We start from the raw sequence: 26,852 nt of genomic DNA on the forward strand, positions 1-26,852 counted from the left end.
TGCACAACCTCAATCTCGCCGGATAGACGAACAGCCGGACGGGCCACCGACCACGTCCACACCCAACCAGAGATCATTTACGGGACAAGCCTTAGGGCAGTTCGCCGGGGGTCGGGCCAGGGCGGCTCACTGCCACGTGCTGAGGACAGGCGTACTGAACGATCCCGGGGCCGCTGGACCGGTGAATGAATCCGATCTCGACCGCGGCAGCCGAGTGGCGGCCGCACATGACGCAGATCCCGCCACCGGGACCGGTGTGGTTCCCGGTAAGCCCTTCACGAGTCACTCCGCCCACCCCCACCCGGGCCCGTTGCGAGTGGTTCTCACCGCTGCGGGTCTGCTGAGGTGCCGCCCGTGCGGTTCGATGAGCAGCCGCCGCTGCGGAGCGGGATGCGGGAGAGCGGGCTCGGGCTGCTCACGGCAGGCGGCACGGGCGTGATCATCGGCGCGCGGGGTCCAAGGGCGGGCCAAGGGGTTCTCGGGTGACGGCGGAGTGGTGAGGTGGGCGGTGGTGTGCCTACCCCGGTGGCGGCGCGGTGTCAGCAACGCGAGCACGCTCCACACGGCGCAGAAGATACTGTCGGCCATGGTCGTCTCAGCTCCTCGACGGCTGTTTCGGCAAGCCCCGCCGGACCGCGGGAACGGGCTGGTCCCGCTCGTTGAACCAGGTCCACCAGTGGTCGACGGCCTCTCGGATGTTCCGGTTTCCGCCTCCCCGGGCGGACCGGGGCCGGGGATGACCTGCGGTGAGTGCGGGGCCGCGGGCTTGTGTCTCAGGGATCGGTCTCCAGGTCCGCCTCGGCCCCTGAGATGGGCGCGGCCTGGCCGTAGGGGGCCCCGGAGGGGCGCGGTGTCGTGGCCACCGAGGGGATCAGATTCTCAATGTGGTCGCACAAGGCGCTGACGGAGCGGGCGATGCGCTGTGCGTGGGCGATCGACGCGGGGTATCCAGGCCGAGCGCCGGACGAGAGGACGCGTCGGGCCTCGCCGACGCCCGCGAGCGCGCAGGCGCGGGGGACATCGCCCCATCCCAGTCCGGCCGTGGCGCGTTCGGCCTCCGGGATGAGGATCATCAGGTACCCACGCAGCCTCATCGTCAGATCTTGTAGTTCTTCTGCGGTGGGCGGCTCGGCGTCTTCGGACAGCAGTCGCCGGGCCGTCGCTCGTGCCTTGTTGGTTGTCACATCGATTGTCCCTGCCTGGCTGGATCGAGGGCTGGTGCGGCGAGCACGGAGAAAGGTCGCCGCGTGGCCCTGCACGGTCATGACCCCCAGGTTGGGGCGACACTGTGTGATGTTTCGATACCCGAGCGGTAATCTCACCGTGGGATGGCTTCCCATCCCGTCGTGGACAGCGGGGAGATGAGCATGACCACATCGCTTCTGCCCATCAACCTGCCTGACCCGGTCTGGGAGCGTGCCGATGTCCGACAGGCCCTCCGCGCACGGGACGTGGCCGCGCTCTTCCGGTACGTGCAGCGATACAGCGGCGTGAGCCAGGCCCGGATCGGGACCGCTGTCGGGATGACGCAGGGGCGCGTCAACGAGATCGTCAACGGCCGCCGGGAGGTCAGCCGGCTGGATGTGTATGAGCGGATCGCGGACGGCCTGAGCCTCCCGGATGACGCGCGGCACCTGCTCGGCCTGGCGGCCGGCAGGGAGAAGCGGACCGGCGGTGCCGCGTTCGACCTGACCGCGTTCCCTGAGGTGGTGCGGGTGTACTCCGCACAGGCGGCTGCGCGCGAGGAAATCCAGCAGCACACTCGCACAGCGGAGGAGCTCGACATCCTCGCTGTCCGCGGGCTGGGGCTGATCGGGCTGAACGACTCGATGCTCCGCAGCCTCCTCGCTCGGGCCGAAGGCGGCCTGCGGGTACGGGTGCTGCTGCTGGACCCGGACTCACCCGCGCTGGCACTGCGCGCAGCGGAGATCGGCGAGTCCGCCGAATCCCTCGCCGGAGGCGTGCGCCTGGCGGAAGCCCGCCTGCGAGAACTGGCCGGTGCCTGTGCCATCGAGGTCTACCGATACGGCATGCTGCCCACGTGGCGCGTGATCAGAGCCGATTCCACCATGTTCGTCGGCGCGTTCGACGCCGGTTGGGAGGGTCACGAGTCCGCCACGTACAAAGTCATGGCCACACCGCACGGTCCCCTGTTCCGGGGGTTCAACCGCATGATTGAGGCGATCATCAGCAGCGCGGAGCGCACGGTCTGAGGAGGAGAACGGCAGATGATTGAAGCTGAGCTGAAGGCCCGCGTCCGCACACCCGAAGGGGTCCTGCGGCGGCTGGACGAACGCGCGCCCGGCCGGGCGGAGGTGTACCGGGACACGTACTACGACACCCCGGACCGCGCGCTCGACGCGCGGGACCAGGAGCTGCGGGTGCGGACGGTCCACGGGACGGATGAGACCCGTGCCGTGCTGACCTACAAGGGCGCGCGGGTGGACGAGGAATCCGGCTCCAAACCGGAGCACGAGACCAGGGTGGAGGACGCCGAAGCGGTCCACGCCCTCCTGCGTGGCCTTGGCTACGTGCCCCTGATCGCGTTCGAGAAGCGGTGCCGCAACTACGCCTTCGAGGCACGGGGCCGCAGGATGCTCGCCACCTTGGTCCGCGTGCCGGAGATCGACGGGACATTCCTGGAGCTGGAAACCCTTGCCCCGGAATCGGAACTGTCCGGGGCACTCGATGATGTGCGTGCCGTCCTCACCGAGCTGGGCATCGCGGCGGACGACCTGACGGGCGAGCTGTACACCGACGCTGTACGTGCCCGGCGGGCTGACTGACCCGTGATGCGTACGTCCGTCCTCGGGAGCACCAGCGGCGGCCGGGTCGGCGGTTCGGGAACCCGCGAGGCGACCGGCCTCCTCATGGTCGTCGCCGGGCTGCCGGGTGAGTGCTCACGCGTACGGGAAGTGTCAGGCATCCGCCGTGAACAGCACCGCGCGGCCCGCCTCGGCCGCCCTCTCGTAGAAGGCGCGGACGGCCACGAAGTTCTCCCAGATGTACTGGAAGTCGCGCTCGTCGCCGGCGCCCCGGCGGTCGTCGCCCCCGGTGGCCCCCAGGGCGAAGAACCGCGCGCGCAGCCAGGGCTCGTCGATGCCCGCCAGGGCCGCCGCGGCCTCCCGGGTCTGCTCCGGGGTGGCCAGGACGACGATGTAGTCGTCCTCCTCGCCCGTCAGCAGCCGCCCGCCCAGAACCGTGTACGAGAGCGGGTACGGTCCGCCGCCGAAGGTGAGGGTGCCGTCGGTCAGACAGCGGTGGAGGGCGTCCCACGCCTTGTCGGTGTCCACCTTCCAGGGGTCGTCGGCGTACCACGTCCGGGGGTCCTCCTCGAACTCGGCGACGTACGCCAGTACCTCCTCGGGGTCCGCCCCGGCCAGTCGTACGGCTTCGGCGGGCTCGACCGCGAAGTGGCATCCCAGACCCGTCACGACCAGCCTCCTGCGCGGGACGTCATCGGGGGCGAAGAGTGTGATGACGGCGGCCAGCAGGAGTGTACGGGCCAGGGTTCCCGGGCCGCGGCTCCGCACCGGCGCACCAGGGCCTCCGGGACGGCCGGGACCACCGGCACAACCGGGCCCACCGGGCGCGGTCATCGGTTCAGCCATCGGCTCGGCCTTCCCTTCGGTCTTCCCATCAGTGGACATGGGGACCGCCCGTCATCCGGGGCCGGCCCCGGGGGACCAGCGCGAGGGAGAGGACCGCGCTCACCGCGGCCGTCACCACCAGCACGGTGTACGCGTCGGTGAATCCGGACGCCATGCCTCCGCCGATGCCCGCCGCCGCGACGGTGGAGACGACGGCCACGCCGACCGAACCGCCCACCTCGTGGAAGGTGTTGACCACACCGGAGGCGAGCCCGGCCTCCTTGTGGTCGACCATCGCGAGGGCCGTGGTCGTCGCCGTCACAAAGACCGCGCCGACGCCGAAGGAGGCGACCGTGAGTCCGGGCACCAGGGTTCCGTAGACGTTCGAGCCGTCCGAGAGCAGCGCCGACGGCACGCCGCCCGCCGCGGCGACCGCGAGTCCGGCCACCGCGCAGGCACGGCTGCCGATCTTCCCCACCAGCCGGGAGGCGAGGTGCGCGCCGAGGCCGACCGCGACGGCCACCGGCAGGAACACCAGGCCGGTCCGCAGCGGGCTGAAGCCGCGGGCGTGCTGGAGGTAGACGGAGCTGAGGAAGAAGTACGAGATCAGCAGCGCGGTGGCGACGAGCATCAGGAACGAGCCCGCGACCACCGGTCGGCGGATGAACATCCGCAGATCCATCAGCGGGGTCCGGCTGGTGCGTTCGACGGCCGCGAAGGCCGCGTAGAGCAGGACCGACCCGGCCAGGGCGAGCAGGGTGATCCCGTCGGACCAGCCGCTGTCGCCCGCGCGGACGAGCCCGTAGATCAGGGCGCCGGTGGCGGCGGTGACGAGCAGCGCTCCGGGGGCGTCGAGTCCGGCGGGCCGGGGCGCGCGGGCCGGGACCAGGGCGGGGATCGCGATGAGCAGGGCGATCCCGACCGGGACGTTGACGTAGAAGACCCACTGCCAGCCGGGGCCGTCGGTCAGCGCGCCGCCGAGCAGCACACCGACGGCCGATCCGGTGCCGCCGATGGCCGCCCAGACGCCCAGCGCCTTGTTGCGCTCGGGGCCGTGGAAGGAGGTGGTCACGATCGCCAGCGCGGCGGGGGACAGCAGCGCCGCGCCGACGCCCTGGGCGACCCGTCCGCCGATGAGCAGCGGGGCACCCTGGGCGAGACCCGTGGCCAGCGAGGCCGCGGTGAAGACCGCCAGGCCGGCGAGGAGGGTACGGCGGGCACCGAGCGCGTCCGCGAGCCGGCCGCCGAGCAGCATCAGCCCGCCGAAACAGAGGGTGTACGCGGTGACCACCCAGGTCAGGGTCGCGCGGCCGAGCCCGAGGTCGGCGGCCATGTCGGGGAGCGCGACATTCACCACCGTCACATCCAGGACCAGCATGAACTGCGCGACGCAGATGAGCGCGAGTGCCGCCCAGCGGCGGGGATCGGCGGGTGGCGGGGGCGCGTGGCCGTGCTCGTGGGCTGTCTGCCCGTGCCCGTGATGCGCGCCGCCCGGCGCTCCGTCCGAATGCCCGTGGCCGTGGTCTGCGTGCCCGAGCCCGTGGTCGCGGTGCGCACGGCCGGATGCTTCGTCCGGGTGCCCCGGCCCCCGATGATGCCCCGGCCCCTGACGGCGGCCGGGCCCGGGTGGATGGTGCTCCGGGTCGGGTCCGGAATCGGAGGCGGGGTGCTCGCCGGTGGTGGCCATGAGGGCTCCTGAGGGGAGGGACGATGACCACATGAACCGTACAGTTCAGTTCACATGAACTCAACCGTACAGTTCACATATGCACTAAACTCATGGTCATGAGCGTGGACACCGCCCGGCACCGACCCGGTGAGCACCCCGGCCCCAGCGGCCCCCGCGCCGAGCGCAAGCGCCGGGCCATCGTCACGGCGGCCCGCACCCTGTTCCTGCGGGACGGCTTCGGTGTGGGCATGGACGCCATCGCCGCCGAGGCGGGCGTTTCCAAGGTCACGGTCTACAACCACTTCGGCAGCAAGGAAGCCCTGTTCACCGCCGTGGTCGCCCATGCGCTCGACGAACCGGTGAGCGACGATTCGGCGGTCGCCCTCGCCCGGCTCCCCGACGCCGAGGACCTTCGCTCGGCCTTCATCGAGACCGCCCGCGCCTGGGTCCACGCCGTACGCAACGACCACGAGGTCGCCGCCCTGCGCGCCCTGGTCGCCGCCGAACAGCACCGCTTCCCCGCCCTGGCCGAGGCATGGCAGCACGGCAGCCCCACCAGCCACCACCCCGCCGTCGCGGGCGCGCTGAGCGCCCTGGCCGAGCGGGGCCGGCTCACCGTCCCGGATCCGGAGGTGGCGACGATCCAGCTGCACGCGCTGCTGGTCCATCCGCATCTGATCTTCGGCCACTACGGCGCCACGATGAGCGACGACCTCACCGACCGGCTCGTCGTGAGCGGTGTGGACATGTTCCTCGGGCACTACGCCCCGCGGTGACGCCCGCCGGTCACATCACCCCGTGGTCCTCGGGCGCCATCACGACCCCGCGGTTCGCTGCCTGGAGTCCGGCCTGGAAGCGGGTACGGGCCCCGAGGAGGTTCATGATCCTGCGCATCCGGCGCTCCACCGTGCGCTGGGCGACCCCGAGCCGGCGCGCGATGGCCTGATCGGTCAGCCCGGAGGCCGACAGGGCCAGTAACCGCTCGTCCTCGTACGACAGTTCCCGCTCGGCCCCGCCCGCGCCCGGCCACAGGGGCACGGCCCGCTGCCAGAGCAGTTCGTACAGTACGAGCAGTCCGTCCAGCAGGGGCGAGGCGCCCAGCACCATCACCTCGCGGACCTCGCCCTCCGCCGACTCGGCGACCGGGACCAGCGCCACCCGGCGGTCCACGACGACCAGTTTGAGCGGGACATCGGCGAGCACCCGGCCGTCCTCGCCCAGCCGGGACAGCTCCCGGCACCGGGCGAGCTGTTCGGGCGACCCCAGGGAGCGGTGGTCGTAGACCGTACGGTGGCGGACCCCGCGCCTGAGCAGTTCCCGCTGTACGGCGGTCTGCTGCGGCGCGGGCTGTACGGCGTAGGGCGGCCGGTCCAGCATCAGTATCTCGTCCCGGGCGGACCGCTGGACCTGGAAGAAGCGCTGGGTGATCGACTCTCGGTCGGTGAGCACCTGGAGCGCCGGGCCGCCCTCCACGTGCCGCCGGGCCGAGCGGAACTCGTCGGTGAGGGAGGCCGCGACCAGCCGGGCCCGCTCGATCTCCTCCTGGCGCTGGAGCGCCAGCACCTCGATCGCCACATCCGGGGGTGCCGGGCTGAACCGGACCGGGCGGCTCTGCATCCGTGTGAGCATCCCGCGCTTCTCCAGGGAGCGGGTCCTGCGGCGGACGCGAGCGGTGTCCCAGCCGGTGACCGCGGCGAGTTCGGCGACGGTCGCCCGGGGGCGGCCGAGGAGCGTCCGGTACAGAAACTCGTCGTCCGCGGGGACCCCGAGAGCGGCGAGCCTGCGCTTGTCCGGGGCGCCGGCGGACCGGCCGTCCGCGGCCGCCGACGCCGGAGGGCGACCCGTCCCCGCCATTCCGCCTCCCCGCAAGCCCAGTTAGGGGTTCCGACCGGTAAGTCGGGCCACCACGAAAGGTACAGACCTCTGCACCCGAGGGGAGCCACACCCGGGAGCCGCAGCTGACGGAATGCCGACAATGACGGAAACCCGACTTCCCGCACTCGCCCCAGTATTGGTCCAGACCAAGTAGCGTCAAAGGTTGTCATGTACGCCCGAGGCGCGCCGGGCACCCCGGTCCGGGCGCCCCGGCCCGTACGCCCGACAGGTACGCCCGACAGGTACGCCCGCCCGGGGGCACGCCCGCGCGGACCGGACCAGGGCCCCCGCCCCGGCCGGACCCGTACACCGAGTGCACCGCGCACCGGCCGGACCCGTACACCGGCCCGACCCGCGCCCCGACCGAACACGCGCACCCCGCAAACCGCCCCCACACCGGCACCGCGCCCGCGCACCCAGCCCGCACCCCCGCCCCCAGACGCACACAAGCAAACAAACAGGCACAACTACGCGCACACGCACACGCACACCGACTGAGCACGGCCGTACACCCCTACCCCCCAGGGAGAGCCATGTTCACCAGAAAACCCCCGCGAACGACTCGAACGGTCAGGTACCGGCTCGCCGCACTGCTCGCCGTCCTGCTCCTCCCCCTCGCCGGTCTCACGGGCCTCGCCTCCCCCGCCCAGGCGGTCGGCACCCTCACCGCCACCTTCACCACCCAGGACCACGGTTCCTGGTGGCGGGGCTCCTTCGTCATCCGCAACAGCGCGGCCACCCCCGTCAACGGCTGGACGCTCACCTTCGACCTCCCGCCGGGCACCACCATCGGCGGCCACTACCACGGTGACGCGACCGTCAGCGGCAACCGGGTGACGGTCAAGAACGCGTACTACAACGCGACCGTCCCCGCCAACGGCACCACGGAGCCCTGGAGCTACTGGTTCCTCGCCAGCGGCCCGGCCTTCACCCCCACCAACTGCACGGTCAACGGCGACAAGTGCGACGGCACCCCCGACAAGCCGCCGACGGCCCCCGGCACCCCGCGTTCGACCTCGGTCACCGCGCGGACGGTCGCGCTCGCCTGGGACGCTGCCACCGCGGGCGACTACCCCGTGGCCTCGTACGAGGTGCTCAGCGGCACCACCACGGTCGCGACCTCCACCTCCACCTCCGCGACGGTCACCGGGCTGACCCCGGCGACGAACTACGGCTTCACCGTCCGGGCCAAGGACACCCGGGGCAACCTCGGCCCGCCGAGTCCCGCGTTCACCGTGCGGACCGTGGATCCGGCGACCGATCCGGTACCGCCGACCGCGCCGGGCACTCTGCGTTCCACCGCGAAGACCGCCTCCAGTGTGAGCCTCGCCTGGAACGCGTCGACGGACAATGTGGCCGTCGCCGCCTATGACGTCTACCGGGACAACGTCCTGGTCAAGACGGTGACCACCACGAGCGCCGTGATCGAGGGGCTCTCCCCGGCCACCGCGTACACCTTCACCGTCAAGGCCCGGGACACCGCCGACAACTCCTCCCCCGCCTCCAACGCCCTCCCCGTCACCACCGACGACGTGGCCGGGCCGGGGAACTACTACAAGGTCGGCTACTACACCCAGTGGGGCATCTACGGCCGCCAGTTCTTCGTCAAGAACCTCGACACCTCGGGGGCCGCGGCGAAGCTCGATGTCATCAACTACGCCTTCGAGAACATCGACCCGGTCAATCTCACCTGCCAGGCCGGTGTGACCAAGGGCGTCTCCGGCAACCCCCAGGACCCGAACGAGGGCACGGGCGCCGGTGACGCCGAGGCGGACTACGGACGGCCCATGTCGGCCGCGCAGTCCGTCGACGGGGTCGCCGACGACGGCTGGGGCAAGCTCCGCGGCAACTTCAACCAGATCAAGAAGCTCAAGGCCAAGCACCCGCACCTCAAGGTCGTGGTCTCGCTCGGCGGCTGGACCTTCTCCAAGTTCTTCTCGGACGCCGCGGCGACCCAGGCCTCCCGCGAGAAGTTCGTCCGCTCCTGCATCGATGTGTGGATCAAGGGCAATCTGCCCGTCGCCAACGGCGCGGGCGGCCCCGGCACCGGCGCCGGTGTCTTCGACGGCATCGACATCGACTGGGAGTGGCCGGGCTCGGAGGGCCACCCGGGCAATGTGTACCGGCCGGCCGACAAGGACAACCTCACCGCCCTGCTCGCCGAGTTCCGCAAGCAGCTCGACGCGCTCGGCGGCCCGCACCGGCTGCTGACGGCCTTCACCCCCGCCGACCCGGCGAAGATCACGGCGGGCTGGGATCTGACGAAGATCTTCAGCTATCTCGACTTCGCCAATGTGCAGGGGTACGACTTCCACGGCGCGGGCAGCGACAACTCCTGGGAGCCGAACCGCACCGGGCACCAGTCCAATCTGTTCCGGGACGCCCAGGACCCGTACACCTTCGACTTCAGTATCGAGACGGCGGTCAAGGCCTATCTCGACGCCGGGGTCAGCCCCCGGAAGCTGACCGTCGGCTTCCCGTTCTACGGCCGGGGCTGGAAGGAGGTCGCAAGCGGGGCGACCGGTGTCAACGGTGAGTGGCAGACCGCGAACGGCGCCGCCACGGGGCAGTTCCCCGAAGAGGCGGGGACCCGCGGCTACCACAATCTGATGACCAACTATCCGAACATGACCGTCTACCACGACGAACAGTCCGTCTCCACCTACGGCTACACCGGCCCGGGCGGACAGTGGTGGAGCTTCGACGACACCTGGTCGATCGGGAAGAAGACCGACTGGATCAAATCGAAGGGCCTGCTCGGCGCGATGGTCTGGGAGATGTCGGGTGACACCCCGACGGGCACTCTGATGAACGCCCTGCACACCGGTCTGCCGTAGCGGCGGGTCAGCACGGGGCCCAATCTCCGCCCCCGTACGAGTGGGGTGCGGGCCGTACCCGCCCGGTACCGGCCCGCACCCCGCTATCAACGGATCATGAACCCTCATATCGGACGCGCCGCGGTGGCGCTGTCCCTCGCTCTCGTCCCGCTCCTGGCCACCACGGGCCCGGCGGGACCGGCTCAGACCGCGCAGGCGGCCCCCTCACTCCGGGCCGCCGCCGCGCCGTCGGCCCCCTCGGCTCCCTCAGCCGTGTCCGCCCCGCCTGCCGTGTCCGCCCCGTCTGTCTTGCTGGCCCCGTCTGCCGTGTCCGCCCCGTCTGCCTTGCTGGCCCCACCTGCCCCACCGCCCCCGCCCGCCTCCAAGGCGGTCATCGCCCAGCTTGAGGACGCCATCTCGGTCATGCTCACGGGGGACGAGGACCGTACGGGATACACCAGCACCTCCTTCCCGCACTGGAACAAGGGCAAGGACCCCGACGACGGCTGTTCCACCCGGGAGGAGGTGCTGATCGCGGAGGCCGTGGAGGCCGCGACCGCGGGCGCCGGCTGCGCGCTGTCGGGCGGGCGCTGGGTCTCGTACTACGACCAGCAGGCCGTGAACGGCTCGGCCGGGCTGGAGGTGGACCATGTCGTACCGCTCGTGGAGGCGTGGGGCTCGGGGGCGTCCGGCTGGTCCGCGGCCCGCCGTGAGGCGTACGCCAACGACCAGAACGCGGCGGCGACCCTGACCGCGGTGACCGCACGCACCAAACGGGACAAGGCCGACCAGGACATCGCCTCCTGGCTCCCCTCCTCGCACGACTCCCAGTGCCGCTACATCTCCGAGTGGGTGGGGACCAAGCTCCGCTGGGGGCTGTCCGTGGACAAGGACGAGCTGGAGGCGCTGAAACTCTTCGCGGACGGCCCCTGCGAGACGGTGGTGATCATCTACCACCCGGCGCCCGTATGAGTGTTCACGCTCGGCCGACCGGGTGAATTGTGTGCCCAACTGGTTTAAGCCCGTGACCTTCCTCCCCGGCTGGGGGATACACCGGTCGCACCGGTCGACGCTCGACGAGTGGCCATCCACGAAGACGGCTGGTCACCCACGAACAGGCAGGCGGATACGACATGAAGACCAAGCTGTTCCTGACCGTACTGGGCGCGACGGCGCTCGCGTCCGCCCTCCCGGCCACCACGGCGGCGGCGGACGACATCCACAAGGGCCACCGGCTGACGCTGATCTCGATCGGCGAGATCGACGATCCGATGGAAGACGTGCTGGAACACGGGACCATCTTCGGCACCCCGCAGCAGCCCCCCGCCTGATCCCCCGGCCCCCTCTCCCCAGGCCCCTTCCGCACGGCGGAGGGGGCCTTCCGCACGCCGGAGGGCCGACGCGGCAGCAGGGGCGGGGCCCGGCAGAGGTACGGGCCAGGCGGGCGGGGCAACGGGGCCGGGCGCACGGGGGCTCCGGGCCCACGGGCGTGGTTCGCTGGCGGCCCGCCCTGCCCGGGGCGATCATCGGAACATGAGCCCCGACATCCATCTCGCCCAGCAGCCCGAGGCCGACGCACTGCTCGGCCGCAGCCCGCTCGCCGCCCTCGTCGGGATGCTGCTCGACCAGCAGATCCCCATGGAGTGGGCCTTCACCGGTCCGTACACGATCGCCGGGCGCCTCGGCGGGGACGATCTGGACGCGGCCGGGATCGCCGCGTACGACCCCGAGGCGTTCGCGGAGCTGCTGAGGGAGAAACCCGCCGTTCATCGGTACCCGGCAAATATGGCCAAGCGCGTGCAAGTGCTCTGCCAGTACCTCGTGGACGAGTACGGGGGTGACGCGAGCGCCGTCTGGGACGGGGTGTCCTCCGGCACGGAGCTGCTGGCGCGGCTGAAGGCGCTGCCCGGCTTCGGCGATCAGAAGGCCAGGATCTTCCTGGCACTGCTGGGCAAACAGTACGGCGTACGGCCCGAGGGCTGGCGCGAGGCGGCGGGCGCGTACGGCCAGGACGGGTCGTACCGGTCCGCCGCCGACATCACCGGACCGGAATCGCTCGCCAAGGTGCGTGCGCACAAGCAGGAGATGAAGCGTGCGGCAAAGGAGGCGAAGGGGGCGGGAAAGGGAATGAGCCGGAGGTGACAGAAGGCTGAAAACCGCCGCCCTCACCTGGTGATATCACGTGAAACAAGGCATCACGTGAAGCAATGGAAACGGAGTTGACAGACGCTCGGTATGGCGATCCTCAAGAAGTGTTGAACACGCTGGAATTCCCGGCAGTTTGGGAATTACGTGATCAGATGATGAACCGATTGTGTTCGTGCATCATGACCCTTCGCTTGACCTTGTCCGCATCCGGAAAGGATCTCTGTGAAGGCAACACATCGGGGCGCGGCAGCCGCCTTCGCCGCTGCGGCGCTCGCCACTCCGCTGCTGTTCTCGCCCGGGACGGCGTCCGCCGCGGGACAGCCCCCCACGGGCGGCAAGGACGCCACGGCGGCCGCCGGTCTCGCCGAACGGCTTGTCGCCAACTCGTCCGCGACAGACGCGTACAAACATCTCCAGCGCTTCCAGCGAATATCCGACACCGCCGGTAATCGGGCGGCCGGCAGCCTGGGTCACGACGCCTCGGGCGCCTATGTCTTCAACGAACTCAAAAAATACGGATACAACGTCCGGTACGAGAACTTCGACTTCACCTACACGGAGACGAAGCACGAGCGGCTCAAGGCGGTCTCCCCCACCGCCAGGGACATCCAGACCTTCGCGTTCACCTATACGAAGTCGACTCCCGCCGGCGGTATCACCGCCGAACTGGCCGCCGTCCCGGTCGACGCCACCACCGGTTGCGAAGCGTCCGACTACGCCTCCCAGTCCTACACCGGCAAGATCGTGCTGATGAAGCGCGGCGGCTGTTTCAACTGGGTGAAGCAGCTCGAAGCCGCCAAGGCGGGCGCGGTCGGGGTGCTGGTCTACAACGACAACCACACCATCCTGAAGAGCACCCTCGTCGACCAGAACAATGTGAAGGTGCCCACCGCCGGGCTGACCGGGGGCGACGGCGAACGGCTCACCGCCGAGCTGGCCAACGGCCCGGTCACGGTCAACCTGGATCTCGACCATCTCATCGAGACCCGCAACACCAACAACGTGATCGCCGAGACCAAGGGGGGCGACCCCAGCAAGTCGGTGACGCTCGGCGCCCACCTCGACAGCGTCTCCCTGGGTGCGGGCATCAACGACAACGGCTCCGGCTCCGCCGGACTGCTCGAAGTCGCCCAGGAGCTGGCCAAGGCCGAACAGAAGCCCAAGCACAAGGTCCGCTTCGCCTGGTGGTCCGCCGAGGAGGGCGGTCTGCACGGCTCCTACGCGTACACCAGGGCGCTGACCCCGGCACAGAAGCAGCAGCACAAGCTGTATCTGAACTTCGACATGATCGCCTCGCCCAACTACGTCAACTTCGTGCTCGACGGCGACAACTCCGACGGCACGGGTTCGGGCCCCGGCCCCGAGGGCTCGGGCCAGTTGGAGCGCGACATCCGTGAATTCCTCGACCGGCGCGGCACCCCGCACGACAGCTCGGACTTCAACCTCCGTACCGATTACGCCGGATTCGCCGAGGCGGGCATCGCCTCCGGTGGCACCAGCACCGGGTCGGACGGACTGAAGACGGCGGAGCAGGCGGCCAGGTACGGCGGCACGGCCAATACCCCGTACGACCCGAATTACCACGAGCGCGGCGACGACATCAACAACATCAACATGACGGCGTTCGCCACGCATATCGCGATCATCGCCAACGCGGTCGGCACCTACGCCCACGACCTCGGTTCCCTGACCCGTCCCCTCCCGACGGCGGGCGACAACACCGCTCCGAACGGCGACGGCCACACCCCGGTCACGCCTCTGGGCGACAACCAGGCACCCGTCGCACCCCAGCGCGACGGCCACACCCCCATCACACCGCAAGGCGACAACCAGGCACCGGTCATCCGCCCCCAGGGCGACAACCAGGCACCCGTCGCACCCCAGGCGGACAAGCACACCCCGGTCACCCCCCTGGACGACAACCAGGCACCCGTCGCACCCCAGCGCGACGGCCACACCCCGATCGTCCGCCCCCAGGGCGACAACCAGGCACCGGTCATCCGCCCGCTGGGCGACAACCAAGCACCGGTCACGCCCCAGCGTGACAGCCGCAGCGACGTGGTCGCCCCCTAGCCGACCGGCTCGGCTTTTCGATCCGGACCGGTGGGATGCCGCGGACTTCCGGGGCATCCCACCGGAATTATCGACAAGGAAACAGGAGGTGAGAGAAAGACACGAATACGGCCATGCGTGGCCGATATACGGCGTGTCGAATGAGTTGTCCCGGCTCTTTCATGCCAATGAGATGAAATGAGAAGTGAGTTGGGGCACATGCATTCCCATGGCCCCGCCGACCCCGCTAGCTTCCCGTCGACCCAGTCCTTATCGGGAAGGAACTCTGTGAAGGAAACCCGTCGCAGAGCCGTGGCCGCACTGGCCGCCGCCGCAATCGCGACCCCGCTCCTGCTGGCATCCGCCTCCCCCGCAACCGCCGAACGCCAGACCCCCGGCGACCGGGCGGCGAAGAACGCCACAGAACTCGCGGCGAAACTCGTCCGCAAATCGTCCGCAAAGGACGCGCGGAAGCATCTGGAGAAATTCCAGCAGATAGCAGACAGCACGGGTGGACACCGGGCAGCGGGAACTCTGGGACACGACGCCTCGGCCGCGTACGTGTATCAGCAGCTGAAGAAGTACGGCTATGACGTCCGCTACGAGCGCTTCGACTTCGTCCACACCGAGACGCTCGCCGAGAAGCTGTCCGTCGTCTCCCCCGCCCCGCGCGACGTCTCGGTCCGGGCGATGACCTACACGAGGTCCACCCCGGTCGGCGGCATCAAGGCCGATCTGGCGGACGTCCCGGTCGACGACACCACCGGCTGCGAGCCCGGCGACTACGCCTCCGGAGCCTTCACCGGAAAGATCGCCCTGATCAAGCGCGGCGGCTGCACCTTCGCCGAGAAGCAGGCCGCGGCGGCCGGCGCGGGCGCGGTGGGCGCGATCGTCTACAACAACACCGAGGGCGCGCTCGGCGGCACCCTCGGCGGAGTCGACTCCGCGAAGATCCCGACCGGCGGTGTCACCCGGGCGGACGGCGAGAAGCTCGTCGCCGATCTGGCCGGCGGCCCGGTGAACGTCTCCCTGGAGCTGCGCCAGCAGCAGCAGACGCGTACCACCAACAACGTCGTCGCCGAGACCCGCGGCGGCAACGCGGCCGACACGGTCATGCTCGGCGCGCATCTCGACTCGGTCGTCGAGGGCCCCGGCATCAACGACAACGGCTCCGGCTCCGCCGGACTGCTCGAAGTCGCCCAGGAGCTGGCCAAGGCCGAGAAGCGCCCCGCGAACAAGGTCCGTTTCGCCTGGTGGTCGGCCGAGGAGAACGGCCTGCTCGGTTCCGAGGCGTACGTCGCCGCGCTGACCCCGGAGCAGAAGCAGCGGATCAAGCTGTATCTGAACTTCGACATGATCGCCTCGCCCAACTACGCGCTCTTCGTCTACGACGGCGACGACTCCGACGGCGTCGGCGCGGGCCCCGGCCCCCAGGGCTCCGCCCAGCTGGAGCGCGACATCAACGAGTTCCTCGACCGGCGGGGCACCCCGCACGAGGGCACCGACTTCACCGGCCGCTCGGACTACGGTCCGTTCATCGAGGCCGGCATCCCCTCCGGAGGTACGTTCACCGGCGCCGAGGGCAAGAAGACGGCGGCCCAGGCGGCCAGGTACGGCGGCACGGCGGGTCTCGCGTACGACCCGAACTACCACGCCAAGGGCGACGACATCAACAACATCAATATGACGGCGTACGCGGTGAACATCGGCATCATCGCCAACGCGGCGGGCACCTACGCCCATGACCTCGGCTCACTCACCAGGCCGGTGACCTCGGTGCCCACGGGCGGGGACACGGGCAGCGGCGGCGGTCTGCACGACGGCCACGGGGAAGTGACGGAGTAACACCCCCCTTGTGCGGTCCGGCGGAGGCGCATCCCGTGGAACAAGCGCCTCCGCCGGACGTTCCCCAACGGTTCCCGAACGGCGGACGGGTGGTCTCCCGCTCGTCCCCCACCCGGGCCGGCTCCTCGCCGAGCGCCCGACGGACGGGAACATCCCTCCCCCTTCCCCTGCTGAGCCCTTCTTCCCGGACCCGCGTCTTCCCGGACCCGCGGTCCGGGAGTCCCGGGGCCGCCACCGGTCCCCGGCGCCGCCTGCTCCTCGCTGCCGGGAAGACGGCCGCCGCCCACGGCTTCCTTCGGATCGGCCGGTTCCGGCCCCTCTTTCACGGCGTCAAGGTGCCCCGGCCCGCCTCCGGCCGCCGTCCCGGCACCTCCTGTGCCGCCTGCCGGGCCTCCCGGGCAGGCAGAGCCCGTCCCGGTGAAGGGCGCCCGGGCCGAGGGCGGCTCCGCCGAGGACGTATCCGTACGCGATTCTCCGCACGGGCCGAGCCATGATCCGGGCCTCCCGGACCCTCGGTATTTCCGGTCTCAGAGGTTTTGCCCGGGATCGCACTCGCCCGCCATGGCTGCGCCCGGAGCCGCTTGACCGGTAGGCTTTCCGTGTGATCTTCAAGCGCATCGGAAACGGACGGCCTTACCCCGACCATGGCCGGGAATCCACCCGGCAGTGGGCGGACGTCGCACCGCGCCCGGTCCGCCTCGATCAGCTCGTGACCACCAAGGGGCAGCTCGATCTCGAAACGCTTCTCGCGGAGGACTCGACGTTCTACGGCGACCTCTTCGCGCATGTCGTGAAGTGGCAGGGCGATCTCTATCTGGAGGACGGCCTCCACCGCGCGGTCCGCGCGGCGCTCCAGCAGCGGCAGGTCCTACACGCGCGCGTGCTCGAACTGAGCTGACCGGGAGGCCCCGGACCGACCGAGCACACGCACGACCTCGACCGGCCACTCGGCTCCCCGCCGAGCTGCCCTCGGCCTCCCGTCGGGCGGCCACCATCCGGGCTCTCGTCCCACCGGCCCCTCGTCCCCCGTTCTCACCCGCCAACCTCGGGACCGGCGCATGAACGGAGCCGGAGGCCCGGGAGGCCGCACGGTCCGGCGGCGGAGGTCCGGGGCCCACGGCCGGGCCGCGCAGGCGCCGGGACCCCGCCGAGCGCGGACCGGGACCGCCCGTTGGTGGAGGCCGACTGACCCTTTCGGACCTATTCCGGAACCGTACGGACGCAATCAGTTGATCATCTTGTATCCCTGGACACCAGCCCGCACTACGCTGCGCCCATGAGCATGCTGACTCCCCCCGGGATGGGGGGAAAGTACCGCATCACGGGCGACAAGTACCCCCGAATGCGACGCCCCCGCAACCGTCGCAGGATCGTCACGGCGGTTGTCGCGGCGGTGGTGGCGCTCGGGCTGGCCGGCTGGGGAACGATCCAGCTCATCGGCGTCTTCACCGGCGACGACACCACGACCACGGCGGCCGCGCGCAAAGCCGGCTGCAAGCCGGGCCCCGGCGCGTCTCCCGCGGTGCCCGCGGTGGCTCTCAAACCGGCGCAGGTCACCGTCAACGTCTACAACGCGACCCCGCGCGGAGGTCTCGCCAAGGCCGCCGCCGACGAGCTGAAGAAGCGCGGCTTCACCATCGGCAAGGTCGGCAACGCGTCCGCCGCCTACGACAAGAAGGTCCCCGGCGCGGGAGTCCTCCTCGGCGCGCCCACGGCGGCGAAGGGGCCCTTCCCCGTGCTCGGCACCCAGCTCCCGACCGCGACGACCAGGACGGACACCCGGACCACGCCCGATGTCGACCTGATCCTGGGCACGGCCTTCACCGCCCTCGCCCCCAAGCCCACGGCGGACAAGGCCCTGTCGGCGCTGTCGGCCCCGGCACCGCGTCCCACGGCCACCTGCTGACCTGACGGCGACACCCACCGGCGGCCCGGGCACCCGGGCCGGTCCGGTTCCGGATCCCGGCCCCGGGTGCCTTCCCCCCGGGGCCCGGCTCCCAGGGCCCTTTCCGAAGTCAGGGCCCCTGCGCCGACCCGCTCGGCCTGCTTGACCCGCTTGACCTGCCTAGCCTGCTTCGGCCCGCTTGGTCTGCTGCTAGTCAGCCGTACCGTACATACGGTCGCCCGCGTCGCCCAGCCCCGGCACGATGTAGCCCTGCTCGTTCAGCCGCTCGTCCACCGCCGCCGTGACCACCGTCACCGGCGTCCCCTCCAGTTCGCGCTCCATCACCTCGACGCCCTCCGGCGCCGCCAGCAGCACGACCGCCGTCACATCGTCCGCACCGCGCTTGATCAGCTCACGGATCGCCGCGACGAGCGTCCCGCCGGTCGCGAGCATCGGGTCGAGGACATAGACCTGGCGGCCGGAGAGGTCCTCGGGCATCCGGGTCGCGTAGGTGGACGCCTCCAGCGTCTCCTCGTTGCGGATCATCCCGACGAAGCCGACCTCGGCGGTGGGCAGCAGCCGGACCATGCCGTCCAGCATCCCGAGCCCCGCCCGCAGGATCGGCACCACCAGCGGCCGGGGGTGCGAGAGCTTCACCCCGGTGGTCCCCGTCACGGGGGTGTGGATGTCGACCTGCTCCGTGCGCACGTCCCGGGTCGCCTCGTACGCGAGCAGGGTGACCAGTTCATCGGCGAGCCGCCGGAAGGTGGGGGAGTCGGTGCGCCGGTCGCGCAGCGTCGTGAGTTTGTGCGCCACCAGCGGGTGGTCGACAACGTGGATCCGCATGGCCTCCACAGTAGCCCGGCTCGCATCAGTGAAGGGGGGCGAGGGAAGGTGGAGGCAATGGGAGAACCGTGAGGAGGTGAGGCCCATGCCGGAACCGGAGCACGAACAGTATGAGACGGAGCACAGCGGAACACGCGAGGCAAGCGAATCACGTGAAACGAACGGAACACGCGATACGAACGGACCACCCGATACGGGCGAAACGCTCGAACGCAGCGGTACGGAGAGTGAATCGGACGGCGAGCGCCGTCGGCGGCGCGCCCAGTTCCTCCGCGAACTGAACGAGGCGAAAGCCCTGCGTGAACGGGTCCAGCCGCGCCGGGCCCGAGCCGCCCGGATGCGCCAGCAGATGCGTATGCGGACCTTCCGCTGGTAACTCCGATGGCACGCGCAATAGTGTGAGCGGACCCTCGGCAAAAGGCCCAGTCGAGAACTGGTGGCCGACGCAAGGACGGAAGACCTCTCGCAAAGCCCTGGTTTCTGCCACGATTCCGAGTGGGCGGGGCACGCACAGCCGCGCCGCCCATCGTCACACCTCTGATCAGTGGGAGAGTCACGGTGTACTTCGCCGCACTGCTCGCGCGCACTCAAGACGGGTGGGAAGCGAGCGACACAGAGCTCGACGATGTGGAGACCCTGTCGGATCTGGCCGACCTGGCCCGCGACGCCTCGGTGGACGAGGACACGGTGCTCCTCTTCATCGAGCAGGAGGACGCCTGGTTCGGCCTCGTCCGGGTGGAGGGCGAGGACGACCCTCGTATCTTCGTCTCCGACGCGGCAGCGGCCGCGCGCTCCTCGTACGGGGAGATCCTGACCAACGAACTCCTCGGCAGGGACGATGACGACCCCGCCGACGACCTGGACGCGCTGGACCTCGACGGCACGGAGGACGGAGAGCCGGACGAGACCGGTGACACCGACGACGCCGACTCCGACCCGGCCGCCGCGGCTCCCTCGGGACCGGTCGGCGAGCGGGACATCCTTCTGGACTTCGGCCTTTCGGACAAGGAGCTGCTGGCACTGGAAACGGACGCACTGCTGGAGATCGCGGAAGCGCTGGGCGCGGGCGATGTGCTGGAGACCGTCCGATAGTGACGGAAACGCCCTACGGATCCGGGGATCCCGTACGCGATCCCTGGGAGGCGCCCATGCGCCTCGCCCTCGCCGAGGCCGAGCGGGCGGTGCTGTCCGGCGATGTGCCGGTCGGCGCCGTCGTGCTCGGTGGCGACGGGGGCGTGCTCTCCGCGGGACACAACGAACGTGAGCTGACGGGCGACCCGACCGCCCATGCCGAGGTGCTGGCGATCCGCAGGGCCGCCGAGCGCCTCGGCGGCTGGCGGCTGACCGGCTGCACCCTGGTCGTCACCCTGGAACCGTGCACGATGTGCGCGGGCGCGATCACCCAGTCCCGGGTGGACCGCGTGGTCTACGGCGCCCGCGACGAGAAGGCGGGCGCGGCCGGCTCCCTCTGGGACGTGGTCCGCGACCGCCGCCTCAACCACCGCCCCGAGGTCATCCACGGTGTCCTGGAGGCCGCCTGCGCCGGGGCCCTCACCACCTTCTTCCGCAACCGCTGAACCCTCCGGCCCCCGCCGCCGACCCCCACCGGGATACGGATTTCGGCACACGGCCCCCGTGGGCTAAGCTCTCTCCCGGTAGCGTGTCCGAGCGGCCGAAGGAGCTCGCCTCGAAAGCGAGTGTGGCGCAAGTCACCGAGGGTTCAAATCCCTCCGCTACCGCTCTCACACCCCTCTGATCTGCGGAAACGCGATCAGAGGGGTGTTGTGCGTGGGGGAACGCCCACCGCGGTGGCCGTCCCGCCTCCCCTGCGGCCCTCCCGCGGCCCCTTGCCCGGCCCGCTGACGGCGGCGAAGCAATCCGGGTCGACCAAACCGAGTGCGACAGATTGCGTCGAAGTAGAGTTGTACGAAACTCGTCGAACTCAGTGTGCTGGAGGTCTGGTGACAAACAACCTGCCGGCCAAGCCGGACGATGTGGTGGACCGGGACCGGGAGTGGGATCTTCTCGCGGATTTCCTTGCCGATCCGGATCCCGCGATGCGGCTCGGCATCGTGTCCGGGCGGCGGCGGCACGGGAAGTCGTATCTGCTTCAGGCCCTGTCCGAGCAGGTCGGCGGTCTGTATGTGACGGCGGTCCGAGAAGAGGGGCGGCTGCCCTCGATCCAGCGGTTCAGTGACGCGGTCGCCGCCCACGCCGGGCTGCGGGCGGGGAGCCTGCGTCTGGCGGACTGGCGCGATGTGCTGTCCAACGCCCTCGATGTGACGGCCCGTTCACCACGTCCGCTGCTGGTGATCGACGAGTTGCCGTATCTGCTCCAGCACTCACCCGAGATCCCGGGGCTGCTCCAGCAGCTGTACGACGAGCGGCAGCGCGGCACCCGGCCCGGGGCCGGACCGGGCCCGCGCCTCATCCTCTGCGGCTCCGCGATGAGCGTCATGCACGAGCTGCTCTCGGGGACGAAACCGCTGCGCGGCCGGGCCGTCGTCGATCTGCGTCTCGGTCCCTTCGACTACCGGGACAGCCGGGCCTTCTGGCAGATCGAAGACCCGCTCACCGCGCTGAAAGTGCACGCCGTCCTCGGCGGGGCACCCGGCTACCGCCCGGTAGCGGCTCGTCCGCATCCCGATGACGGGTTCGACACCTGGCTTGCCCGGACGCTCCTCGACCCGGGCCGGGCCGTCTACTCGCGCACCGAGACCGAGTACCTGCTGCGCGAGGATCCGAGGATCACCCAGCACACGCTGTACTACGACATCCTCACCGCGATCGCGAACGGGGCCACCACCCCCAGCAAGATCGGCGCGGCTCTGGAACGCCCGCGCAACGCGGTCGCGCACCCGCTCGGCGTACTGGAGTCCACCGGGTACATCCAGCGGGAACAGGACATCCTCCGCACCCGGCATCCGATCACCACCCTCGCGGACCCGGTCATCCGCTTCAACCAGCTGATCACGCTGCCGCAGGCAGCCTCCGTGGAGCAGGGCTTCGCCGAGCAGGTGTGGCAGCAGGCGGCCCCGACCTTCAACTCCGAGATCCTCGGCCCGCATTTCGAGGAACTGGCCCGGGACTTCACCCGTCGTTACGCCCACGCCCTGCTGCCCGGTGGACTACCCGGACCGGTCGGTACGACCGAGGTCGCCGACCAGGCCGCCCGGACGAAGCACGAGGTCGACGTCATCGCCCTGGCCGCCGGTGAGCGTCCGCAGGCGTCACGGGCGAGGATCGCACTCCTCGGTGAGGCCAAGGCGACCGCGGCCCGCCGCGGAACCGGCGACCTCCAGCGCCTGGAACACATCCGCACCCTCCTCGCCGAACAGGGGTACGACGTCGGCGGTGCCACGCTGGCCCTGTACTCCCTGCACGGCTTCCATTCCGACCTGAACGAACTCGCCGCCCGGCGCGACGACGTTCTCCTGGTCGATCTGCCCACCCTCTACGGAGGGTGACGTCCGCTCCATGGGAAGCGACGCCCGGGAGCCGGGCCGCCGTGCGTTGCAGGGTCACGGCCACAGCTGAGGTCACCGTGCCCGCGGCGCCAGGTCCGGCCCGGGGGACGTAAGGGGGCCCTTCGGCCTGTCCGGTCGCATCGGTCGCCTCCCGGGTGCCGGGCCTCTGCCAGACTCGTCGTCACATGGCCAACCTCCTGGAGGCGGCAGGGTGAGCACCGAGACGCCCGGAGAACCCCCGGCCGCCGACGATCCGGGCCCTGTCCGTCCCCTCACGGACGCGCCGTCCGGGTCCGCCCCGCCCGCCGGCCGGGTCTGGTACGCGTCCTACGGCTCCAACATGGACGACGGCAGACTCCGTTACTACCTCGCCGGCGGCCGACCGCCCGGGTCGGTGCGGACGCACCCCGGCTGCCGGGACCGGAGCGCACCCGAGCGCTCGCTGCCGATCGAGCTTCCCGGCGTGCTGTACTTCGCCACCGAGTCGTCGGCGTGGACGGGAGGCAGGGGCTTCTACGACCCCGGCGCCGAGGGCCGGGTGTGGGCGCGTGCCCATCTGATCAGCACACAGCAGTTCTCCGACATCGCGGCCCAGGAGATGTACCGGCTCCCCGGAGCGGACCTCGATCTCACCACCGTCCTCGCCGAGGGGAGGGAGGTGCTGGGGCCCGGACGGTACGAGACGCTGGTGTGCCCCGGCTACCTGGACGGCCTCCCCGTACTCACCTTCACCGCTCCATGGCGCTGCGCCGATGTGGAGGGGAACAAGCCCTCGGCCGCCTATCTGAGGCATCTCGCCGCGGGCCTGCGCGCGGCCGGTACCTGGGACACCGCGGCCATCGCCCGGTATCTGGCGGGCGCCCCGGGGGCGGCGGGGTTCTGGACGCCGGACGACATCAGGACGCTGCTGGAAGCGGCCTGACCCGGCCGGTGCCGGTCGGTCCGGCCAGTGCCGGATACGGACAGAGCCCCGGCCGCGGTGGGCGGCCAGGGCTGTCGGGTCGGGGGAAGCGGCAACGGGGGGAACGCCGCTCCCCCCGGCGAGAACCGGTCCCACAGGCCCGCGCCGCATCGGGGGAAGCGCGCGTCGCGTGGCCCCGCAGTGAGGGCCGGTCCTGATCCCGCCGGATTCCTGCCAGATCCGTACGGGCTCGGTCACCATCCTGCTCCTCCGCCGGCATAAAGGTGATCGGCAAAGGGCCCCGATCGTAGGGCCCTTGGTCCATAAAGGCTCGGTTAGACTTCCGCGACTGCGCGATCACCAGAGGCCGGTGAAGGCCAGAGTGCCTGCGGACCCTCCGAGAGCGGCAGGGGTCACAGGGGAACTCCGGGGAGGCAGGGGCTGATGGTGCAGGCGAAGAAGATCGCCCTCTACGTCGTCGTCGTATTTGTGCTGTACACGATCATCACATCCCCGGCGAGGGCCGCGGATCTGGTCCAGATAGGCTTCGAGGGCATATCGAGCGCGGCCCAGGCTGTCGGCGAGTTCATGACCGAGCTGGTCAACTAGAACGCGTACCCCCTGAGGCCCAGGCCCATCAGGAGTGTCCCGTGATCCGCCACCTGGTCCTCTTCAAGCTCAATGAGGGTGTCGCACGCGACGAGCCGCGCGTGGCCGCCGGCGCGAAGGCGTTCGAGGAGCTGGGCGCCCTGGTGCCCGAGCTGGAGTTCTGGGAGTGCGCCTGGAACATCACCGAGCGGCCGATCGCGTACGACTTCGCGATCAACTCCGCCGTCGCCGACCCCGGTGCGCTGAAGCGGTACCTGGAGCACCCCGCCCACCAGGCGGCCGCCGCCCAGTGGCGGGAATTCGCCACGTGGGTGATCGCCGACTACGAGTTCTAAGACCATTTCCGTATGAATCCATACGCCGCCGTCTACTCGTAGGACCGCGCGCGTACCGCTCCGGCGACCTTCCTACGGTTCCGTTCCCCGGCCCCTCGCCTTGGCAGCGAGGGGCTTTTTGAGGTTTAAATCCACTTTCGCCCTCAACACGGCTTTATCTGGTGCTTGCACACAGTGGACATGTCTTGTGATGCTATGACCGCTTTTGACGGATGAGTTGACCGTAGTTGACCGCAAAGGGGTGGCGTCATCGTGCCGGCCAGTACCGCGCCTCAGGCGCCGCCCAAGAACGAGCGCCCGGACGATTCACGAGCCGCACCGGAAGCCGATACGACCACCACCGGGGTCCGCGTCCCCGCGGGCACCGCCCCCGTCACCTCCGACCCGGTCACCACCACTGCCGCCGTACCGTCCGCCTCGGCACCCGCCGCCTCCGGAACACTCGCGGGCACTCCCGCCCCAGGCCCTCCCGGCCCGTCCGGCGGTGCCGAAGCCGGAACCGGAACCAGCACCGGAGCCGGAACCGGAACCGAGTCGGACGCCTCCGGCCGGCCCCTCACCGAGATTCTGACCGAGACCGCCGCCGAGACCCCGGCACGCCACCGGAGCCGCGCCGCCGACACCCGTGCTCTCACCCAGGTGCTCTTCGGCGAACTCAAGGGACTGGAGCCGGGCACCCCGGAGCACTCCCGTGTGCGCGGGGCGCTGATCGAGGCAAATCTGCCGCTCGTGCGGTACGCGGCGGCCCGCTTCCGCAGCCGCAACGAGCCCATGGAGGACGTGGTCCAGGTCGGCACGATCGGGCTCATCAACGCGATCGACCGATTCGACCCCGACCGGGGGGTGCAGTTCCCGACCTTTGCGATGCCGACGGTCGTCGGGGAGATCAAACGATACTTCCGGGACAACGTCAGGACCGTGCACGTACCCCGGCGGCTCCATGAACTCTGGGTCCAGGTCACCGGCGCCACCGAGGACCTGACCACGGCGAACGGCCGCACCCCCACCACCGCGGAGATCGCCGAACGGCTGAAGATCGGCGAGGACGAGGTGCTCGCCTGTATCGAGGCGGGGCGTTCGTACCACGCGACCTCACTGGAGGCGGCCCAGGAGGGAGACGGGCTGCCGGGACTGCTCGACCGGCTCGGATACGAGGACCCCGCGCTGGTCGGCGTCGAGCACCGCGATCTCGTACGGCATCTGCTCGTACAACTGCCCGAGCGGGAGCAGCGGATCCTGGTGCTCCGCTACTACAGCAATCTGACGCAGTCGCAGATCAGCCAGGAGCTGGGAGTCTCCCAGATGCATGTGTCAAGGCTACTCGCCAGGAGCTTCGCTCGATTGCGGTCCGCAAACAGGATCGAGGCATAGCCGGAACGGGTATATCCCTTCCGGGCACATTCGCCGGGCCCGTCCTGCGCACACCCCCCGCGTCCTGCGCGGATTGGCTCATCACTTGTCGACATGTCACTTCAGCGTGTTGCCGACATGTGACATTCTGCGGGAGACGCGTTTGCCGCAGCCTCGCCGCCGGTATCTCAGGGGCAGGCTGCGTTCCTCCGTTGGTCGCGGCCACCGCGACCGACCGCGACCTCAAGGGGGTGGCATGTCCGCAGAACAGGGCAGCTCGAAGGTGCTCACGCTCACAAAGAGCGCACCCGCACCTGTCACGCCTGACAGCACGGAGGCCATCGACACTCGCACTCTGTCCCGTTCCCTGTTCCTGCGGCTGCGTGCCCTGGACGCCCAGGGCACGGGAGACAGTCCCGAGCGGGCCTATGTCCGCGACACCCTGATCGAGCTGAACCTCCCGCTCGTGCGGTACGCGGCCGCCCGCTTCCGCAGCCGCAACGAGCCCATGGAGGACATCGTCCAGGTCGGCACGATCGGGCTGATCAAGGCGATCGACCGATTCGATTGCGAACGGGGCGTGGAGTTCCCGACGTTCGCGATGCCCACCGTCGTCGGCGAGATCAAGCGCTTCTTCCGCGACACCTCGTGGTCGGTACGGGTACCGCGCCGCCTCCAGGAGCTGCGGCTCGCGCTCACCAAGGCCAGCGACGACCTCGCACAGCGGCTCGACCGCTCGCCCACCGTGCCCGAACTGGCCGCCGTGCTCGGGGTGTCGGAGGAGGAGGTCGTCGACGGCCTCGCGGTCGGCAACGCGTACACCGCGTCCTCGCTGGACTCCCCCTCCCCCGAGGACGACGGCGGCGAGGGCTCTCTCGCGGACCGCCTGGGGTACGAGGACTCGGCGCTGGAGGGCGTGGAGTACCGCGAGTCCCTGAAGCCGCTCCTGGCCAAACTCCCGCCGAGGGAACGGCAGATCATCATGCTCCGTTTCTTCGCGAACATGACGCAGTCGCAGATCGGCGAGGAGGTCGGCATCTCGCAGATGCATGTCTCGCGGCTGCTGACGCGTACGCTCGCGCAGCTGCGGCACGGTCTCACCGCGGACTGAGCCGCCGGCGCCGGGGGTTCGCCGGGCGCGACGGCTTTCCTGGTGGCTTTTCCTGGGGGCCGTCGCGCTGGTCTTCCTGGCGGCTTTCCTGGCGGCCGTCGCGCTGGTCTTCCTGATGGCCGTCGCGACGGCCTTCGGGGTCGCGGGGCGGTAGGGCGGGGCCGACCGGGTGCGCCATAGTGCTGCGGCTGGTGGGCTCGGGGAGGGTGGAGCGGGGCCCGGTCCGGGAACGCCGGAGGTTGAGGCCGGGTCCCGGGGAGCCCCGGACGCCCGTGAATCGGGGCCGGATCCCGGGGTGGGATGAGGTGGCCGGGTTCGCCGGAGGTCCTGGGGGCGTGGGTGGCTGGGCCAGG

The 26,852-nt window shown here is 70.4% G+C and carries 25 protein-coding genes and 1 tRNA gene; 21 read left to right on the plus strand and 5 right to left on the minus strand.

What is annotated here, in order from left to right:
* Positions 1–773 precede the first annotated feature (773 nt).
* Positions 774–1,184, minus strand: a complete 411-nt coding sequence (locus ACIBCM_RS12340; RefSeq protein WP_399242119.1) for a DUF6415 family natural product biosynthesis protein — start codon at positions 1,182–1,184, stop codon at positions 774–776.
* A gap of 162 nt (positions 1,185–1,346) precedes the next feature.
* On the opposite strand from ACIBCM_RS12340, the gene ACIBCM_RS12345 reads away from it, so the two are divergent.
* Together ACIBCM_RS12345 and cyaB are read left to right on the plus strand one after the other, a co-directional pair.
* Positions 1,347–2,213, plus strand: a complete 867-nt coding sequence (locus ACIBCM_RS12345; protein WP_399242121.1) for a helix-turn-helix domain-containing protein — start codon at positions 1,347–1,349, stop codon at positions 2,211–2,213.
* 15 nt (positions 2,214–2,228) lie between these two features.
* Positions 2,229–2,786, plus strand: a complete 558-nt coding sequence (gene cyaB, locus ACIBCM_RS12350; protein WP_399242123.1) for a class IV adenylate cyclase — start codon at positions 2,229–2,231, stop codon at positions 2,784–2,786.
* 132 nt (positions 2,787–2,918) lie between these two features.
* On the opposite strand, the gene ACIBCM_RS12355 is transcribed toward cyaB, so the two are convergent.
* Entirely contained in the window at positions 2,919–3,434 is a 516-nt protein-coding gene (locus tag ACIBCM_RS12355; RefSeq protein ID WP_399242125.1) for a YfbM family protein, read from the minus strand.
* A gap of 205 nt (positions 3,435–3,639) precedes the next feature.
* On the minus strand, positions 3,640–5,277 hold the full coding sequence (locus ACIBCM_RS12360) for a DHA2 family efflux MFS transporter permease subunit (protein ID WP_399242127.1): 1,638 nt from the start codon (positions 5,275–5,277) through the stop codon (positions 3,640–3,642).
* Positions 5,278–5,375: 98 nt separating this feature from the next.
* Between ACIBCM_RS12360 and ACIBCM_RS12365 the strand changes: the two genes are divergently transcribed.
* Positions 5,376–6,035, plus strand: a complete 660-nt coding sequence (locus ACIBCM_RS12365) for a TetR/AcrR family transcriptional regulator (protein ID WP_399242129.1) — start codon at positions 5,376–5,378, stop codon at positions 6,033–6,035.
* A gap of 10 nt (positions 6,036–6,045) precedes the next feature.
* On the opposite strand, the gene ACIBCM_RS12370 is transcribed toward ACIBCM_RS12365, so the two are convergent.
* Positions 6,046–7,113: a helix-turn-helix domain-containing protein gene (locus tag ACIBCM_RS12370; protein ID WP_399242131.1), complete on the minus strand. Its 1,068-nt coding sequence runs from the start codon at positions 7,111–7,113 to the stop codon at positions 6,046–6,048.
* Between the two features lie 554 nt (positions 7,114–7,667).
* Between ACIBCM_RS12370 and ACIBCM_RS12375 the strand changes: the two genes are divergently transcribed.
* The 8 genes from ACIBCM_RS12375 to ACIBCM_RS12410 all read left to right on the plus strand — a co-directional run bounded on the left by ACIBCM_RS12375 (position 7,668) and on the right by ACIBCM_RS12410 (position 17,901).
* Positions 7,668–9,971: a glycosyl hydrolase family 18 protein gene (locus ACIBCM_RS12375; RefSeq protein ID WP_399242133.1), complete on the plus strand. Its 2,304-nt coding sequence runs from the start codon at positions 7,668–7,670 to the stop codon at positions 9,969–9,971.
* Positions 9,972–10,295: 324 nt separating this feature from the next.
* Positions 10,296–10,922 carry a DUF1524 domain-containing protein gene (locus ACIBCM_RS12380; RefSeq protein WP_399242135.1) on the plus strand — a complete coding sequence of 209 codons (627 nt, stop codon included), beginning with the start codon at positions 10,296–10,298 and terminating at the stop codon, positions 10,920–10,922.
* Between the two features lie 161 nt (positions 10,923–11,083).
* Positions 11,084–11,281: a hypothetical protein gene (locus tag ACIBCM_RS12385; RefSeq protein WP_399242138.1), complete on the plus strand. Its 198-nt coding sequence runs from the start codon at positions 11,084–11,086 to the stop codon at positions 11,279–11,281.
* A gap of 202 nt (positions 11,282–11,483) precedes the next feature.
* Positions 11,484–12,092: an HhH-GPD-type base excision DNA repair protein gene (locus ACIBCM_RS12390; protein ID WP_399242139.1), complete on the plus strand. Its 609-nt coding sequence runs from the start codon at positions 11,484–11,486 to the stop codon at positions 12,090–12,092.
* 228 nt (positions 12,093–12,320) lie between these two features.
* A complete protein-coding gene (locus ACIBCM_RS12395) occupies positions 12,321–14,171 on the plus strand; it encodes a M20/M25/M40 family metallo-hydrolase (RefSeq protein WP_399242141.1) in 1,851 nt (616 codons plus the stop codon).
* Between the two features lie 267 nt (positions 14,172–14,438).
* A complete protein-coding gene (locus ACIBCM_RS12400) occupies positions 14,439–15,995 on the plus strand; it encodes a M28 family metallopeptidase (protein WP_399242143.1) in 1,557 nt (518 codons plus the stop codon).
* Between the two features lie 601 nt (positions 15,996–16,596).
* The gene (locus ACIBCM_RS12405) at positions 16,597–16,893 is read left to right on the plus strand and encodes a type II toxin-antitoxin system VapB family antitoxin (RefSeq protein ID WP_323448625.1); all 297 of its coding nucleotides are present in this window, start codon (positions 16,597–16,599) and stop codon (positions 16,891–16,893) included.
* Between the two features lie 378 nt (positions 16,894–17,271).
* Complete coding sequence (locus tag ACIBCM_RS12410; RefSeq protein WP_399242146.1) at positions 17,272–17,901, plus strand: LytR C-terminal domain-containing protein; 630 nt, start codon at positions 17,272–17,274, stop codon at positions 17,899–17,901.
* 189 nt (positions 17,902–18,090) lie between these two features.
* On the opposite strand, the gene upp is transcribed toward ACIBCM_RS12410, so the two are convergent.
* Complete coding sequence (gene upp / locus ACIBCM_RS12415; protein ID WP_399242148.1) at positions 18,091–18,726, minus strand: uracil phosphoribosyltransferase; 636 nt, start codon at positions 18,724–18,726, stop codon at positions 18,091–18,093.
* 85 nt (positions 18,727–18,811) lie between these two features.
* Between upp and ACIBCM_RS12420 the strand changes: the two genes are divergently transcribed.
* The 10 genes from ACIBCM_RS12420 (at position 18,812) to ACIBCM_RS12465 (ending at position 26,499) form a co-directional block, all read left to right on the plus strand.
* Positions 18,812–19,102 (plus strand): hypothetical protein, encoded by a 291-nt coding sequence (locus ACIBCM_RS12420; RefSeq protein WP_399242150.1) that lies wholly within the window; start codon positions 18,812–18,814, stop codon positions 19,100–19,102.
* Between the two features lie 182 nt (positions 19,103–19,284).
* Positions 19,285–19,818 (plus strand): hypothetical protein, encoded by a 534-nt coding sequence (locus ACIBCM_RS12425; protein ID WP_399242152.1) that lies wholly within the window; start codon positions 19,285–19,287, stop codon positions 19,816–19,818.
* A gap of 56 nt (positions 19,819–19,874) precedes the next feature.
* Positions 19,875–20,303 carry a tRNA adenosine(34) deaminase TadA gene (gene tadA / locus ACIBCM_RS12430; protein WP_399242689.1) on the plus strand — a complete coding sequence of 143 codons (429 nt, stop codon included), beginning with the start codon at positions 19,875–19,877 and terminating at the stop codon, positions 20,301–20,303.
* A 77-nt stretch (positions 20,304–20,380) separates the two neighbouring features.
* Positions 20,381–20,465, plus strand: a tRNA-Ser gene (locus ACIBCM_RS12435).
* A 222-nt stretch (positions 20,466–20,687) separates the two neighbouring features.
* Positions 20,688–22,193 carry an ATP-binding protein gene (locus ACIBCM_RS12440; RefSeq protein WP_399242154.1) on the plus strand — a complete coding sequence of 502 codons (1,506 nt, stop codon included), beginning with the start codon at positions 20,688–20,690 and terminating at the stop codon, positions 22,191–22,193.
* 211 nt (positions 22,194–22,404) lie between these two features.
* Positions 22,405–23,115 (plus strand): histone deacetylase, encoded by a 711-nt coding sequence (locus ACIBCM_RS12445; RefSeq protein ID WP_399242156.1) that lies wholly within the window; start codon positions 22,405–22,407, stop codon positions 23,113–23,115.
* 423 nt (positions 23,116–23,538) lie between these two features.
* A complete protein-coding gene (locus tag ACIBCM_RS12450) occupies positions 23,539–23,703 on the plus strand; it encodes a hypothetical protein (RefSeq protein WP_399242158.1) in 165 nt (54 codons plus the stop codon).
* 41 nt (positions 23,704–23,744) lie between these two features.
* Complete coding sequence (locus ACIBCM_RS12455; RefSeq protein WP_399242160.1) at positions 23,745–24,038, plus strand: Dabb family protein; 294 nt, start codon at positions 23,745–23,747, stop codon at positions 24,036–24,038.
* 252 nt (positions 24,039–24,290) lie between these two features.
* Positions 24,291–25,409: an RNA polymerase sigma factor SigF gene (locus ACIBCM_RS12460; RefSeq protein WP_399242162.1), complete on the plus strand. Its 1,119-nt coding sequence runs from the start codon at positions 24,291–24,293 to the stop codon at positions 25,407–25,409.
* A 235-nt stretch (positions 25,410–25,644) separates the two neighbouring features.
* Positions 25,645–26,499, plus strand: a complete 855-nt coding sequence (locus ACIBCM_RS12465; protein ID WP_399242164.1) for an RNA polymerase sigma factor SigF — start codon at positions 25,645–25,647, stop codon at positions 26,497–26,499.
* The last annotated feature ends 353 nt before the right edge of the window (positions 26,500–26,852 follow it).

The organism is Streptomyces sp. NPDC051018, assembly GCF_044456085.1.
In the GTDB taxonomy this organism is placed as follows: domain Bacteria; phylum Actinomycetota; class Actinomycetes; order Streptomycetales; family Streptomycetaceae; genus Streptomyces.